At 67.5% G+C, this 14,709-nt stretch carries 12 protein-coding genes; 3 read left to right on the forward strand and 9 right to left on the reverse strand.

All coding sequences use genetic code 11. The features are described 5' to 3' along the window. Nucleotides 1-31 precede the first annotated feature (31 nt). The 5 genes from hemC to mdoH form a co-directional block, all read right to left on the reverse strand. Complete coding sequence (gene hemC / locus AC5O77_RS18260; RefSeq protein WP_049421426.1) at nucleotides 32-943, reverse strand: hydroxymethylbilane synthase; 912 nt, start codon at nucleotides 941-943, stop codon at nucleotides 32-34. A gap of 711 nt (nucleotides 944-1,654) precedes the next feature. Continuing rightward, nucleotides 1,655-2,386, reverse strand: a complete 732-nt coding sequence (locus AC5O77_RS18265) for a LytR/AlgR family response regulator transcription factor (protein WP_010481294.1) — start codon at nucleotides 2,384-2,386, stop codon at nucleotides 1,655-1,657. 10 nt (nucleotides 2,387-2,396) lie between these two features. After that, a complete protein-coding gene (locus AC5O77_RS18270) occupies nucleotides 2,397-3,440 on the reverse strand; it encodes a sensor histidine kinase (RefSeq protein WP_494507039.1) in 1,044 nt (347 codons plus the stop codon). A gap of 3 nt (nucleotides 3,441-3,443) precedes the next feature. Continuing rightward, entirely contained in the window at nucleotides 3,444-4,103 is a 660-nt protein-coding gene (locus AC5O77_RS18275; RefSeq protein ID WP_080291776.1) for an alpha/beta hydrolase, read from the reverse strand. Between the two features lie 50 nt (nucleotides 4,104-4,153). Then, a complete protein-coding gene (gene mdoH / locus AC5O77_RS18280) occupies nucleotides 4,154-6,079 on the reverse strand; it encodes a glucans biosynthesis glucosyltransferase MdoH (RefSeq protein ID WP_032128590.1) in 1,926 nt (641 codons plus the stop codon). Between the two features lie 493 nt (nucleotides 6,080-6,572). Between mdoH and AC5O77_RS18285 the strand changes: the two genes are divergently transcribed. Next, nucleotides 6,573-8,618: a TonB-dependent receptor domain-containing protein gene (locus AC5O77_RS18285; protein WP_201117386.1), complete on the forward strand. Its 2,046-nt coding sequence runs from the start codon at nucleotides 6,573-6,575 to the stop codon at nucleotides 8,616-8,618. A 60-nt stretch (nucleotides 8,619-8,678) separates the two neighbouring features. Here AC5O77_RS18285 and AC5O77_RS18290 read toward each other — a convergent pair whose 3' ends face one another. Continuing rightward, entirely contained in the window at nucleotides 8,679-8,849 is a 171-nt protein-coding gene (locus AC5O77_RS18290) for a hypothetical protein (protein ID WP_165929944.1), read from the reverse strand. Between the two features lie 217 nt (nucleotides 8,850-9,066). Between AC5O77_RS18290 and AC5O77_RS18295 the strand changes: the two genes are divergently transcribed. After that, nucleotides 9,067-9,453, forward strand: a complete 387-nt coding sequence (locus tag AC5O77_RS18295) for a DUF2628 domain-containing protein (protein WP_071227807.1) — start codon at nucleotides 9,067-9,069, stop codon at nucleotides 9,451-9,453. A gap of 95 nt (nucleotides 9,454-9,548) precedes the next feature. Here AC5O77_RS18295 and AC5O77_RS18300 read toward each other — a convergent pair whose 3' ends face one another. From AC5O77_RS18300 to AC5O77_RS18310, 3 genes are all read right to left on the reverse strand, one after another. Further along, nucleotides 9,549-12,080, reverse strand: a complete 2,532-nt coding sequence (locus AC5O77_RS18300) for a methyl-accepting chemotaxis protein (RefSeq protein ID WP_494507040.1) — start codon at nucleotides 12,078-12,080, stop codon at nucleotides 9,549-9,551. 210 nt (nucleotides 12,081-12,290) lie between these two features. Further along, on the reverse strand, nucleotides 12,291-13,184 hold the full coding sequence (locus AC5O77_RS18305) for an NAD-dependent epimerase/dehydratase family protein (protein ID WP_478057589.1): 894 nt from the start codon (nucleotides 13,182-13,184) through the stop codon (nucleotides 12,291-12,293). 98 nt (nucleotides 13,185-13,282) lie between these two features. Next, nucleotides 13,283-14,194 (reverse strand): S41 family peptidase, encoded by a 912-nt coding sequence (locus tag AC5O77_RS18310; RefSeq protein WP_494507041.1) that lies wholly within the window; start codon nucleotides 14,192-14,194, stop codon nucleotides 13,283-13,285. 50 nt (nucleotides 14,195-14,244) lie between these two features. On the opposite strand from AC5O77_RS18310, the gene AC5O77_RS18315 reads away from it, so the two are divergent. After that, the gene (locus tag AC5O77_RS18315; RefSeq protein WP_049423760.1) at nucleotides 14,245-14,709 is read left to right on the forward strand and encodes a MarR family winged helix-turn-helix transcriptional regulator; all 465 of its coding nucleotides are present in this window, start codon (nucleotides 14,245-14,247) and stop codon (nucleotides 14,707-14,709) included.

The raw sequence follows: 14,709 nt of genomic DNA on the forward strand, positions 1-14,709 counted from the left end.
AGATGTGTATAAGAGACAGACCTGCGATGGCTCAGACGTTCAGCAGTTCGCCGGCACCGGCATCCAGCAGCATCTTCGCCACGCGCTGGCCCAGTGCTTCCGGGTCACTGGCCGGGCCGATCGCCTCGGCGCGCACCGCACGACCATCGCTCGCACTGCCGACCAGGCCCTGCAGGTGCAGGTCGGTGCCCTGCCACTGCGCGATCGCCGCCACCGGCACGTGGCAGCTGCCATGCAACGCACGGTTCATCGCTCGCTCGGCTTCCACGCAGGCACGGGTTTCCGCGTCATCCAGGCCCGCGAACAGCGCCATCAGGCGCGCATTGCCACCGTCGCACTCCACCGCCACCGCGCCCTGCGCCGGGGCCGGCAGCCACTGCGGCGGTTGCAGGCGCGCGACGATGCGCGCGCCCAGGCCCAGACGCTCCAGGCCGGCCACGGCCAGCACGATGGCGTCGTAGCCACCGTTGTCGAGCTTGGCCAGGCGGGTGTTGACGTTGCCGCGCAGGTCCAGCAGTTCCAGGTCCGGGCGCAGCGCGCGCAGCTGGGCCTGGCGGCGCAGCGACGAGGTGCCAACCCGCGCGCCGATCGGCAGCGCATCCAGCGAGGCGTACAGGTTGGAGACGAAACCATCGGCCGGATCGTGGCGGGTCAGCATCGCCGGCAGCGCGAAGGGTTCATCCAGTTCCATCGGCACATCCTTCAGCGAATGCACGGCGCAGTCGGCCTCGCCACGCAGCATGGCCAGCTCCAGTTCCTTCAGGAACAGGCCCTTGCCACCGATGGCGGCCAGCGAGCGGTCCAGCACCTCGTCACCGCGGGTGCTCATCGGCACCAGTTCCACATGCAGGCCGGGGTGGGCCTGGCGCAGGCGATCGGCGACGTGTTCGCTCTGCCAGAGGGCGAGCGGGCTCTTGCGGGTGGCGATGCGGACGGTTTCCATCCGATCATTATCGCGCCTATCGGCGGGATACGGCCAACGGCGGAGCCCCTCGTGGCTGGTGCGTCGGCTGGATCTATCGCGCTTGGCCGGACGGGGTGGGTTCGCGGGGGACGCCGTGAATCCGTCCATGGAGGCTTGGCCGCGGCTTGCTCGTGTGCGCTGTCCTGCGCACACGGCAAGACCGGGGTTGGGCGTCCTGCCCAACCCGCCCGAGGCATGCCTCGGGCCCATGCCGCGGACACCCCCGCGAACCCACCCCGCCCGTCCTATGACAGTTTCCGTGCGCGCCAGCCACGGAAGATCAAAAGAAAAGCAGAGCAACAGCGGGTCGCTTCGCTCTGAGTCGAGCATGGCTCGACTCTACATTTCTCTCCCCACCCGATAACAACAATGCTTTTGCTGTCCGTCACCGGGAAATTCGCGAGGGTGAGGCGGGATGGGCGGGCGGGACCGTTGGCGCCATGGGCCCGAGGCATGCCTCGGGCGGGTTGGGCAGGACGCCCAACCCCGGTCTTGCTGTGTGCGCAGGATTGCGCACACGAGCAAGGCGCCATCGAGACCCCATGGATGGGTTTACGGCGTGTCCCGCCCGCCCATCCCGCCTCACCCAGCACGTAGAAACACCGAGCCATGACCCGCTGTTGCTGTTGCTGTTGCTGTTGCTTCAGACGTTGCTCGTAAGCAGTCGCGGCCGCAGGCCGCGCGGAACACTCACAGATGCCGCAGTTCCTGCTTCAGCGTCGCCACGCAGCGGCGGCTGACTTCCAGCGGTTGCTTGCCATGGCGCAACATCGCCTGCACCTGCCCACCCGTGCCACGACGCAGCTCCACCAGCTCATGGCGTGCCACCAGGCAGTTGCGATGGATGCGGATGAAGCGGCTGGCGAACTCTTCTTCCAGTGACTTCAGCGACTCTTCGATCAGGTCCTCGCCGCGCGCGTGGTGCACCACCACGTACTTCTCTTCGGCCTGCAGGTAATGGATGTCGTCCAGCGGAATCAAGCGCAGGCTGCCGCGCAGGCGCGCGCACAGCATGCTGCGCGCCTGTTGCCCGCGGTGGTCCTGTGGCTGGCCATCGCGGCCGGCCAGGAACGTGCGCGCGCGCGCGATGGCCGCGGCCAGACGCTCGGCACGTACCGGCTTCATCAGGTAATCAATCGCGGCCGCCTCGAACGCCGACAGCGCATGCGCATCGTAAGCGGTGCAGAACACCACCGCCGGCCGCGGCTCGAAGCTGGCCAGGTGGCGGGCGGCTTCCAGGCCATCCAGCCCGGGCATGGCGATATCCAGCAGGACCAGGTCCGGCTGCAGCTCCGCGCACGCGTGCAGGGCCTGCTCGCCGTTGCCGGCCTCGGCCACCACATCCACGCCGTCCTGCGCGGCCAACAGGCTGCGCAGGCGCTCACGCGCCAGCGGTTCGTCATCGGCGATGACTACCCTCACGATCGCTCCCTCACTGGATCGGCACTGTCACCTGGCAGGCATAGTAGCCCTCGCTCCAGCCAGCCGTCATCCGCGCGGCGCTGCCGAAGCGCCAGGCCAGCCGATGGCCGATGCTGTGCTGGGCATGGCCGGCACCGCGCGCCAGGGCCAGCCCGGGGGCCTGCGGGTCGGGCGCCGGATTGCGCACGCAGATCTGCAGTTCATTATCCTCGCGCATCAGCTGCAACTCGATGGTGCCACCCTCGGGCAGCCGCGAGATGCCATGCAGCACGGCGTTCTCCACCAGCGGCTGCAGTACCAGGCGAGGCAGGGGAAGATCCCAGGGCAGCGGTTCGTCGCGCTGCCAGCGCACCTGCAGGCGCTCGCCCAGGCGCAGTGATTCGATCGACAGGTAGCGCTCGGCCAGCTCGCATTCGTCACGCAGGGTGGAATCACCCTCGCCCGCCCCCAGCGCGGCACGGAACAGATCGGACAGGTCCAGCACCGCACGCTCGGCCACGACCGGGTCGCGATGCAGCAGGCTGGCGATCAGGTTCATGCTGTTGAACAGGAAGTGCGGGCGGATCCGCGCCTGCAGGGCATCGGCCTGTGCGCGTGCGTTGGCCTGTACCTGCGCGGCCCAGCGATCACTCACATAGAAGTAGCGCAGGGCCAAGGCAGTGATCAGCGCCGTCGTCGCCGCGCTGCCCAGCGTGAAGCGCCAGAAGCTGATGCCGCGGGCGAAGTTGTCGCCAAGCACCGCGTACAGGGCATGCACGATGCCCGCGCAGACCACCGCGATCAGCGTCGCCAGTGCGATGGCCGAGACCGCCCCCAGAACCTGTGGCAACCTCGACAACGCGTTCCGCAGCAGGCACAGGCTGGCCGTTACGGCCAGCGCCAGCCACAACGCGAAACCACTGGCCGACAGCAGTTCTCCCACGGTCCAGTGGCGGCTGCCATCCGGGGCCAGGGCCAGCACCACCACCACCAGTTCGGCCAGGCCGAGCATCGCCGCCAGCCGCGGCAGGCGGCACAGCTCCGGCATCCAGGGCGGGGCGCTGGCCGGCGGCATGGGTCAGGCAGCGCCCAGGCGTTCCTGCAACCAGTCACCGAGCGCCTGGATCTCTTCGGCGCAGACCTGGTGGGCCATCGGGTAACTGTGCCATTCCACCTCCAGGCCCAGCGCCTGCAGTGCCTGCGCACTGTGTGCGGCCACCGCCTGCGGAATCACCGGATCGCTGCTGCCATGGGCCATGAACACCGGCACCTGCACGGCGCCTTCAGCGCGCTTTGCGCCGTCGGCTTCGGGCAGGTAGGTGGACAGCGCGATCAGGCCGGCCAGCGGCGCAGTGCGTGACAGCGCGGCGGTCAGGATGATCGCGCCCCCCTGCGAGAAACCGGCCAGGAAGATCTTCTCCGGCGCGATGCCACGCTCGATCTCGCGCGCGATCAGCGCATCCAGCTGCACCACCGATTCCTGCACGCCCACCATGTCGGCGCGCGAACGGAAATCCATGCCGACGATGTCGTACCAGCCGCGCATCGGCACGCCGTTGTTGATCGTGATCGGCCGCACCGGTGCATGCGGGAACACGAAGCGCAGCGCCGGCCAATGCGGACGCACCAGCTCCGGCACGATCGGCGCGAAGTCGTGGCCATCGGCACCGAGGCCGTGCAGCCAGATCACCGACCACTGCGGCGAGGCGCCGGTCTCCTGTTCCACCGTTTGCAGCATGATGCGGCTCCTTCAAGTTCGAGCCGCATTATGCCGCTGCCGCGGGACGATCAGTACAGCGGCGGTTGTTCGGCCGCTTCCCGGCGCAGCTGCGCGGCGCGTACCAGCACCGGCGGCGGGATGTTCTCCTCGGGGATATCAAGCAGGCCAAGCCGGTGCAGGAAGGCGCCGGGGCCACGCGAAGACGTCAGTGCCACCACCGGTACCGCCAGCACCATGCCGATCACCACCGGCGCCATCCACGCGGCCAGCGATGGCGACACCGCCCAGGCCAGCATGCCCATGAAGGCGCCGAACACCCCCAGCCCACCGTAGCCACGGATCAGCGCCAGCCACGAAATGCCACCATCGTCACGCTGCTGCGCGTCCCAGCCCGAATCGCGGCCGGACAGCACTTCGGCCACGCCGCGCGACTGCACGTACATCACCACCGGCGCCATCAGCGCGGCCAATACGGTTTCCACCAGCATCGAGACGAACGCGCGCAGGGCACCGCCACACCCGCGGCGGTCGACCGGGTCCAGCAGCATCGCCAGGTAACCCAGCACCTTGGGCAGCAGCAGCACCGCCATGGTCGCCGCGAACAGGCGCACCACCTGTTCCTCATCCTGGGCCCGCCAGTACACGCTGGGCGACAGGTGCAGCAGGGCGTTGAAATCGATGCCTTCCTGGAACAGCGGGATGGCGATGCCGATCAGCATCAGCATCGCCCACATCGGCGCGGTGAAGTAATGACCGATGCCGATCAGCATGTGCATGCGGCTGATCCAGTGCAGGCCACGGCTGCCGACCACCTTGCCGTGCTGCAGGTTGCCCTGGCACCAGCGGCGGTCGCGCACCAGCAGGTCGGTCAGGGTCGGCGGACCTTCTTCATAGCTGCCGCCCAGGTACGGCACCATGTGCGCGGCCCAGCCGCCACGACGCATCAGCGCCGCTTCGACGAAGTCATGGCTGAGCACGTGGCCACCGAACGGCTTGCGCCCCGGCAGCGCCGGCAGCCCGGCCTGATCGGCGAAGGCGCGGGTGCGGATGATGGCGTTGTGGCCCCAATAATTGCTCTCGGCACCGTGCCACCAGGCCACGCCACGGGCGATCACCGGACCGTACACACGGCCGCCGAACTGCTGCATGCGCGCGAACAGGGTGCGCCCGCCGATCACCGACGGCAGGGTCTGGATCAGGCCGACGTCGGCGTTGTGCTCCATGCCCGCGACCAGGCGCACGATGCTGTCGCCGGTCATCAGGCTGTCGGCGTCCAGGATCAGCATCTGCGGGTAGGCACCGCCGAAGCGGCGGACCCAGTCGGCGATGTTGCCGGCCTTGCGCCCGCTGTTGTCGCCACGGCGGCGGTAGAACAGCCGCGCCTGGCCATCGGGCACGCGCTCGCGCAGTTCGGCGAACACCTGCTCCTCGGCCCGCGCGATGTCTTCGCGCCGGGTATCACTGAGCACGAAGAAGTCGAACCGGTCGAGCTGGCCGGTGGCGGCCACCGACTCGTAGATCGCCTGCAGGCCGGCCAGCAGCCGGCGCGGATCTTCGTTGTAGGTCGGCATCAGCAGCGCGGTGCGGCTGTGCACTGTCGGCAGTGGCTTGTCCGGGTCGATGCCGAGGCGATACCCCCGGTCGAACACGGCAGTCAGGAAGCCGGCCACGGCGCTGGCGAAAGACAGCGCGATCCAGGCGAACAGGCCGACAAACAGCACCAGCAGGCAGGCCTCGAGCACGCTGATGCCATTGGCCGACAGCACCCGCCACATCATCCGGGTAGCGATGGCGGTCATCGCCAGCGTGCCGCCGAAGATATAGAACCGGCGCAGGCCGATCAGCCGCGGCGAGGTGCGGTGGCGGCGAACCTTCAGCTGGCCTTCGCGCAGGGTCTGCTCAGGCATCTGCAACGGCGATTCGGCCGGCAGCAGCGTCCAGCCGGCATCAAGCCGGGACGTGTCTGCTTCCGCATGGATGGTCTGCACCTCCATTGCCGCCTACTCCGCGCAGTCGGCACGGCCGGCCATCCCGGCCGGGCTGCATGCACCAAGGTTCCCGGCGCGCTTTCCCGGCGCCCGCACTTGTCCTGGCTGCGTCGGCATCACGCCACGCAGTCGCTGTCTGTCACTACCGGAACCCACACGATCTCCAACGGGGCGGAATCGAAAATGCGGCTCAGTCTAGGGCGCCGGATGTAAGCCGAGTGCGAAGGTCTACGCCGGGATTTATCCCCATTCAGCAAACAGCAGGCGAGTGCCGGGGCAGGGGAACGGATGTCACTTGGTCGCCCCAGGTACTGGATCGTAACAAACGCGAACGGTTATCATTTCATTAACCAGGCAGGTCACCGTCTTCCGCACGGCCGAGACCCACCCAGCTGCGCCGGTTCCAACCCAGCGCCCAACGACCCATGGAAGGGGGCTGCCTGCTGTCTGCGTGCGCCTGCTGCTTCCACCGGGTCCCCCTCCTCCGATGGAAGCCGTCATGTCCCTGTCGTTCCGTACCCCTTCCGCGCGCCTGCCGCGCACCCGCCTGGCCTGCGCTCTGGCCACCGCCTGCCTGCTGGCCCTGCCCGGCCTGGCCGCCGCAGAGGCCAGCGCCGATGCCTCCACCAAGGATCTGGATACCGTGGTGGTCACCGCCTCGGGCAACCAGCAATGGATCAAGGATGCACCGGCCAGCATCAGCGTGATCAGCCGCGAGGACATCGAGCGCCAGCCGGTGCACGACCTGGCCACCCTGCTCAGCCGCGTGCCGGGCGTGACCGGTGGCCTCAGCGCGGTCGGCGAGCAGTCCAAGATCAAGCTGCGTGGCATGCCGTCCAATTACACGCTGGTGCTGGTGGACGGCAAGCGCATGGGCAGCTCGGCCTCGACCAACTACCGGCCCGACCTCGGCCGCCAGGATCTGAACTGGATCTCGCCCGACCAGATCGAACGCATCGAGGTGGTGCGCGGACCAATGTCGTCGCTGTACGGCTCCGACGCCATGGGTGGCGTGATCAACATCATCACCAAGCGCATCGGCGATGACTGGAACGGCAGCGCCACCCACAGCTATACCCGCCCGGGTGATGGCAAGCGCGGTGATACCCAGCAGATCGGTGCGACGTTCTCCGGCCCGCTCGGCGAGCGCTTCGGCCTGCGCATCGGTGCCAACAGCATGCGCCGCGACTCGGACCGCTCCAACGGTGGTGTCTATGGCAATGCCTACGCCGGCGAGAAGGACCGCAATGTCGACGCGCTGCTGCAGTGGAAGCTCAGCGATGCGCAGGAACTGTCGCTGGAAGCCGGCCACGGCGTGCAGCAGGCCTTCATCGACGCATCGCTGGAAAAGCAGGACGAAGGCGCCTGGGGTGCCAGCGAACTCAAGCGCAGCTCGCTGGCACTCAACCACGATGGCAAGTGGAGCTTCGGCAACTCGAAGCTCAGCGCGTACTGGACCGAGTACAAGAACGACATCGGTGCCACCGGCCGCTCCGAGGCCACCGATACCATCATCGAAGGCAGCCTGACCACGCCGTTCACCCTGGGCGTTGAACACCAGTTCGCCGTCGGTGGCCAGTGGAAGCGCCAGGAACTGACCAATACCGATACCATCGGCCGCGCGCCGATCGACTACGCCGGCAATGCCGTCAGCGGCTCCAACCTGGAAGTGGATACCTGGGCATTGTTTGTCGAGGACGAACTGAAGCTGCACCGCACGCTGGCGCTGACCGTGGGCGCACGCCTGGATCATCATGAGAAGTTCGGCAGCCACGTCAGCCCCCGCGCCTACCTGGTCTGGCACCCGGCCGAACAGTGGACGATACGTGGTGGTGTTTCCAAGGGCTTCCGCGCGCCCAGCCTGACCGAGAACTCGCCCAGCGCGGCCACCCAGTCCGGCGGCCGCGGCTGCACCTCGCTGATCCCGCTGGGCTATACCCGCGGTGGCTGCTACATGGCCGGCAACCCGGACCTGGACCCTGAAACCAGCACCAACCGAGAGATCGGCATCAGCTTCGACAATGACCTGTTCGATGCCGGCCTGACCTACTTCCATACCGACTTCAAGAACAAGATCGAGTACGCGCCCCTGGGCAAGTTCAACGGCATCTGGTGGACGCGCATGAGCAACGTGCAGCGCGCGCGCACCAGTGGCATGGAAGGCAACTTCAATGTCCGCTTTGGCGAGCAGTGGCGCTGGCGCACCTCGGCCACCTGGATGAAGGAAGCCAAGAACCTGACCACCGGCAGGAATCTGATCGATACGCCGGAGTTTTCCGGCTATTCGTCGCTGGACTGGACACCCAACACGGTGTTTTCCAGCAGCCTGTCGGCGCAGTACACCGGCAAGCAGACCGGTACCGCCACGACCTTCCTCAAGGCCTACACCCTGTATGACCTGACCGCTGCCTGGAACGTCAACGAGGTACTGACCCTGCGCGGCGGTGTCAGCAACCTGGCCGACAAGAAGCTGTATGCCGAAGGCTCCACCGACTACTTCGTGGCCGGGCGCAGCTACTTCATGAGCATGACCGCGCGGTTCTGACCGGCGGCGCGCGCCGCGATCGCGCTGGCAGCACGCCAGCGCGATCGGCGGTGTTGCGGATTACTCGCTTTCCAGCGCGGCCGCGGCCGCGTTCTGCGTAGCAGCCGTGCGTGCACGGTCCATCGCTACCGCCAGTTGCTGGCGTGCGAGCAGTTGTTGTGCCTGCACCACTTCAGGTGTCGGCAGGAGCACCGGTCCCGGTGCGTTTTCCGGTATAGCAGGTGTGGTCATGCAACCTCCATGGACATCCCGCCGCCGCCCGGGTTCAGCTGGAGCGGCAGCGGAACTGCGCACCCTATCCTAAAAACAAGGCGGATGGGTGACGGTGCGGCGCCCCGCCGCAGGCCTGCACATGCCGGGCGCGTCACATTTTTGACGGTTGAGGGTAGTTTCCTGAACCGTCGGCCTCGTATCATGTAACCGTTTTCCTACAAGGACGTAATCGTCAATGAACGCCGTCGACCTCTCCCGCTTCAGCCCGAAGTGGCAGTTCCGCTTCAATTTCTTCCAGCAGCACGGCGCTCCGAAGGAGCCGCGCTTCAAGGAAGCCTGGAAGGCGCTGTCCTTCGGCGACCGCCTCAAGATCAACATCAACTTCTTCGCCTTCTTCTTCGGCTTCATCTACCTGTTCATTCTGGGCATGTGGCGCAAGGCGCTGGTGGTGATCGGCATCGGCCTCGTGCTGGGCATCGTGTCCCTGTTCCTGCCGGACATCATCGCGCGCCCGCTGTTCATCGCCATGAACTTCCTGGTTGCCGCCAGCACCAACTACAGCTACTACCTGGAGCAGGTGAAGGGCAAAGCCAGCTGGAATCCCTTCGAAGGCATGTTCTGACGCGATGCTGCCGCCGCACTCCGGCCTGGCATAGCATCAAGCAGAAATGAAGACGCCCGGCCTTGGCCGGGCGTCTTCATGTGCGCGCAACAGGATCAGGCCGCGCGGCGGACCGTAGCCACCGGCTCGGCCTGCAGGCGGAAGCGCGAGACCGCCACCGCCAGCTGCTCGGCCTGTTCTTCCATCGCACGCGCGGCGGCACTGGCCTCTTCCACCAGTGCGGCGTTCTGCTGGGTGGTCTCGTCCATCTGCACCACGGTCTGGTTGACCTGCTCGATGCCCGCCGACTGCTCGCGCGAGGCTGCCGAGATCTCGGCCATGATCTCGTTCACTCGGCCGACCTGGCCGACGATTTCCTGCATGGTGCGGCCCGCGCCGTGCACCAGCTGCGCACCGGCACCGACCTGCGCCACCGAGGCGTCGATCAGCTCCTTGATCTCCTTGGCCGCGCCTGCCGAGCGCTGGGCCAGCGCACGCACTTCGCTGGCGACCACGGCGAATCCGCGGCCCTGTTCGCCGGCACGCGCCGCTTCCACCGCCGCGTTCAACGCCAGGATGTTGGTCTGGAACGCGATGCCATCGATTACCGAAATGATCTCGGCAATGCGCTGCGAGGAGGACTCGATCTGTTCCATGGTCTGCACCACCTGGCTGACCACCTGCCCGCCTTCGCTGGCCACGCCCGCCGCGGAGCCGGCCAGGGTGTTGGCCTGCAGCGCGTGGTCGGCATTCTGGCGCACCGTGGAGGTCAGCTCTTCCATCGAGGCCGCGGTCTCTTCCAGGTTCGCCGCCTGCTGCTCGGTGCGGCGCGACAGGTCACTGTTGCCGGCGGCAATCTCACCCGCCGCCAGGCGGATGCTGGCCGCCGACTGCTGGATCTGGCCAACGATCTGGGTCAGCTGCTGCACGGTGCTGTTGGCATCGTCGCGCATCACCGCGAACACGCCGTGGAAGTCGCCCTGCATGCGCGCGCTGAGGTCGCCTGCGGCAATCGCGCGCAGCAGCGTCGACAGCTCGGCCAGGTTGTGGTCGCTGACCTGCATCATGGTGTTGAGGGTTTCCACCATGCGGCGGAAGTCGTGGTCGAAGCGCAGCGTGTCGCCGCGCACCGCGAAATCGCCGGCCGCTGCGGCGGCGGCCAGCTGCTGGATCTGATCGTTGATCGCCGCCAGGTTGCTCTTGGTGGTGGCCATTGCAGCGGTGAACACCGCCTTCTCGCCCGGCAGCGCTTCCATGTCCACGCTCAGGTCACCCACCGCATAGCGTTGCATCACGTCGACCAGGCGCTGGGTGACGGCGTTGCTGGAGGCCACCAGCTGGTTGCTGTCAGCCACCATCCGGCCGTACTCACCCGGGAACGCCGAGGCGTCCATGCGGTAGCTGATTTCACCGGCGTCATGGCGACGCGCCATTTCCGCCTGCGCCGCCATCACCGACTGCAGCTGCCCCCGCATGCCCTGCATCGCGTCCAGCAGGCGGCCCACTTCGTCGTTGCTGCGTGCCGGCAGGGTGCTGTCCAGATTGCCCGCGGCGACGTCGCCGGCCACGCGCACGGCTTCGGCCAGTGGGCGGATCGCCAACCGGCGCAGCAGCACATAGACACCGGCACTCAGCGTCAGCGCGGCCACCACGCCAACCAGCAGGGTCAGCCACAGCAGCTGGCGCGCCTCGGCCACGATCACCGCGTGCGGCATCACCACACCCAGTGCAAAGCGCTGCGGCGCATCGCCCACACGCAGCGGCACGTATACGCGCACGTTGCCGGCGGCATCCGGAGTGAAGGCTTCGAACCGGCGGTCGGCGGCGATGTCTGCCAGCATGCTGCGGGTCAATGCGTCGCCACGCGGCTTGCCGATTTCGGCGGCATTGGCCGAGGCCAGCACCACGCCATTCGGCGAGAGCAGTTCGACGCGCCCGGCGCCCATCGGCTTCAGCGTGGCCAGGTGCTTCTGCAGCGCCGCCAGCGAGAAGTCCACAGTGAATACACCGAGGAACCTGCCGTTTTCGATGATCGGCGTGCTCAGCGTGCTCATCAGCACCTGCTGGCCACCGATGTCGTAGGCGTAGGGCTCGCTTACCTTCGCCAGCTTGTCGCGGCTGGGCACCATGTACCAGTCACCGGAGCCACTGGCCGTCTCGGTGTAGTCGGTCATCGTCGACTGCTGCGGCTTGCCGTCGTGCCAGGCCCAGTAGCTCATGTAACGACCGGTGGCATCGTGCGCTTCGGTGTTGACGAACTCGGCATCCTTGCCATCGAAGGCGTCGGCCTCCCACATGGTGCTCTTGCCCAGCCACTCGGGGTGGGTGCGCAGCTGCTCGCCCAGCACGGCAGCCAGGCTGGCACGGTCCGGAACATCGCCGCGCGCGCGCTGGGCGAGCACGGCCTCGACCATGGCGTCGTTGCTGGCAAAGGCGGTGCCCAGATCGGCCGCGACCTGGCGGGCTTCGGCGGTGGCTTCGCTGGCCATGGTCTGGCGCGAGGCGTCGATCAGGCTGGCGCTGGCCTGGCGGTAGATCAGGAACGCAGTCAGGCCGAAGCACAGCAGCGCGATCGCAGCGGTGCCCAGCATCAGCTTGTGGGCGATGCTGCCCGGGCGGCGGGCAGCGGCGGAACGGGGAGAAGGCATGGAAGGGTCCGCAAGGCAGTTCAGGACGACCGGCACCGCGAGGGCACCGCGCAGGTGCGCGATCCGTCGCGCAGGCCACCGGCCGCCGGGACACGCCCGGCGCTGGAAGCGCACCGGGTTAGCGGCCGCCTGCGAACGAGGTTGAGGCGGTCCATCTGCACATTCCTGAACCTGCTCAGGGTCGGGTCAGGAACCCGCCCCGCTGCCGCCCTATTCGGCCACGCGGTCCTTGATCCATTCCGCCCGCGGCAGCACCTCGATGCTGCCAACCGCGTACTGCTGCAGCACGTCGTCCGGGCCGAAGCGCGGCTGCCAGCCCAGTGTGCTGCGCATCAGTGCACTGTCGTAGACGCGGTCAATGCTCAGCGGCAGCGGCCAGCCACGGCGCTCGAACTCGGCCAGCAACTGCGGGGCGCGGCGGGCCAGCACCCTGCGGGGCTGGGTCGCCAGTTCCAGGCAATCCTCACGCAGGAACGGCGTCGGTGCGCAGGCAATGTAGCGTGCGAAGGCAGCGCCCTCATCGTGCAGCAGCGCGGCATGTGCGCTGGCCACGTCGCGCGCGTCGATACCGCGGTGCAGGCGGAACATCGCCATCCGCTCCGGTGGCTCGGGGAAACAGCGGGCCATGCGCAGCACGCGCACGCTGAAGCCCGGCGCCGCAGCGGCTTCAGCCAACGCCTCGGCCTGCAGCTTGCTGAGATGGTAGATGGTGCGTGGCAGCGGCTCGGTATCTTCATCGATCCAGCGGCAACCGCCCGCCACCACCGCATGGCCATACAGCGCCGTGGTGCTGGTCAGCACGAAGCGGCGTGCACCGGCCTCGCGGGCAGCCTGCAACAGGTGTGCAGTCGCCTCCACATTGATCTGCTGGAATACCGCATCCGGCACCAGGCCGACATGGGGTGCGTGCAGGGCGGCGGTATGGATCACCGCGTCGACGCCCTGCACTGCCCGGATCACGGCCTGACGATCGGTGACATCGGCAATGATGCGGGTGGTGGCGAATGGGCTGCGATCCAGCCCCACCACTTCGTGGGCCGCCGCCAGCGCGCCGAAGATCGCACGCCCGATCCGCCCGGAACTGCCGGTCAACAGAATCTTCATTGAGTCCATTCACTCGAAGCGCCCGGGAATTACCGGGATGCATCGATTCTAGGCACGCTGCATGTCGTCTGCGATAGGGCGTGGTTGCAATTGTGCGTTCATTCTGGCGATGCCGATCGGGCGAGCAGCTGCCGGGCGACGAACAGCGGATCGTCACCGCCTGCTGCATCAGGCGTGACGCCGGTGCGTTCCCAGTTGGTTCCGGTACGGAGGTTGATCGGCTGCCGGTCGGGAATGCTGATCTGATAGCCATCCGGCAGCAGCACAGGATCATCGAACATATGTGCCGCGCCGCCACTTCGACTACCAACGACACGTGCCCGCCCCTGCGCCTGCAGCGAGTACGCGACGAATTCGGCGGCCGACCCGGTGCGGCGGTCGATCAGCACCACCAGCGGCTTCAGGTACAGCCCCAGGCTCGCCGGTGGCAACGGTACCGGACTGCGTTGGCCACGGCGTTGCAGTGACTGCACCTGGGTGATCTCCGCCGCCAGCAGGGTCCGCACCAGCAGGTCCGCACTGCCGTCATCGCCACCACCGTTCTGGCGCAGGTCCAGCACCAGGCCGTCGGAGTCGGCCAGCAGGGTGAAGGCTGCGGCCAGCTTCGACCGGGCCAGATCGAGCGGATAGAAGGTGCTCAGGCGCAGGTAACCGATGTTGCCTTCCAGCACCCGCACCTCGCGCACGCCCGCACCATTGCTGCGCGCATCCGCGCGCCAGGCCATCAGCCAGTCGTCCTGGCCGGCGCGGGCATCCACCCGCTCGACATGGAAGTGGCCATCGAACACGTCCAGATCCTGGTTCAAGCGTGCGCTGAACGCCTTGGGGTCCGCGCAGCTGTCCACATAGCGCTGCTGGGTGGACCAGCCGCGCACGGCCTCGGCAATGTGCGCGCCTTCGGCCACGTCCAGGTACTGCGCCTGTATCGCCGTGGCCGCCGCCTGCAGCACCGCCTCCTGGGCCGGGCAGGACGCCGCCAGCAGCGCGCCCAGGATCCACGAAACTGCCATGACCGCACCCCATGTTGATGATATGTAAGTGCTTATATATCATCGCCACCATGGATCTCCAACATGCCACCCTGGGAACACTGCTGCGGGCCCTGCTCGACCAACTCGACCCGGCGGTCGAGCAGGCCTACCGCGACCTGAAGCTGGACTACCGGCCGCGCTACACCCCGGTGCTGCGCACGCTGATGGCGCAGGGCCCCTGCCGCATCAAGGATCTCGCACTGGCCTGCGGGCTCAGCCATTCGGCGCTCAGCCAGACGGTTTCAGCAATGGTGCGCGACGGCTGGCTGCACGCTGCGGTCGGTGAAGACAGCCGCGAGCGCATCCTGCAGCTGAGCCCGCGCGCGTTGCAGGCGTTGCCGGCGCTGCAGGCGCAGTGGCAGGCCACGGCACGCGCGGCGCGCAGCCTCGATGCCGATCTTGGACAGTCATTGGAGCAGGTGCTGCGCGAGGCACTGCAGGCGCTTGAACAGCGGCCGTTCGCGCAGCGACTGCGTGGCACGCCCCAACGCTGA

It is taken from the genome of Stenotrophomonas sp. INTA L402-1, assembly GCF_059295135.1.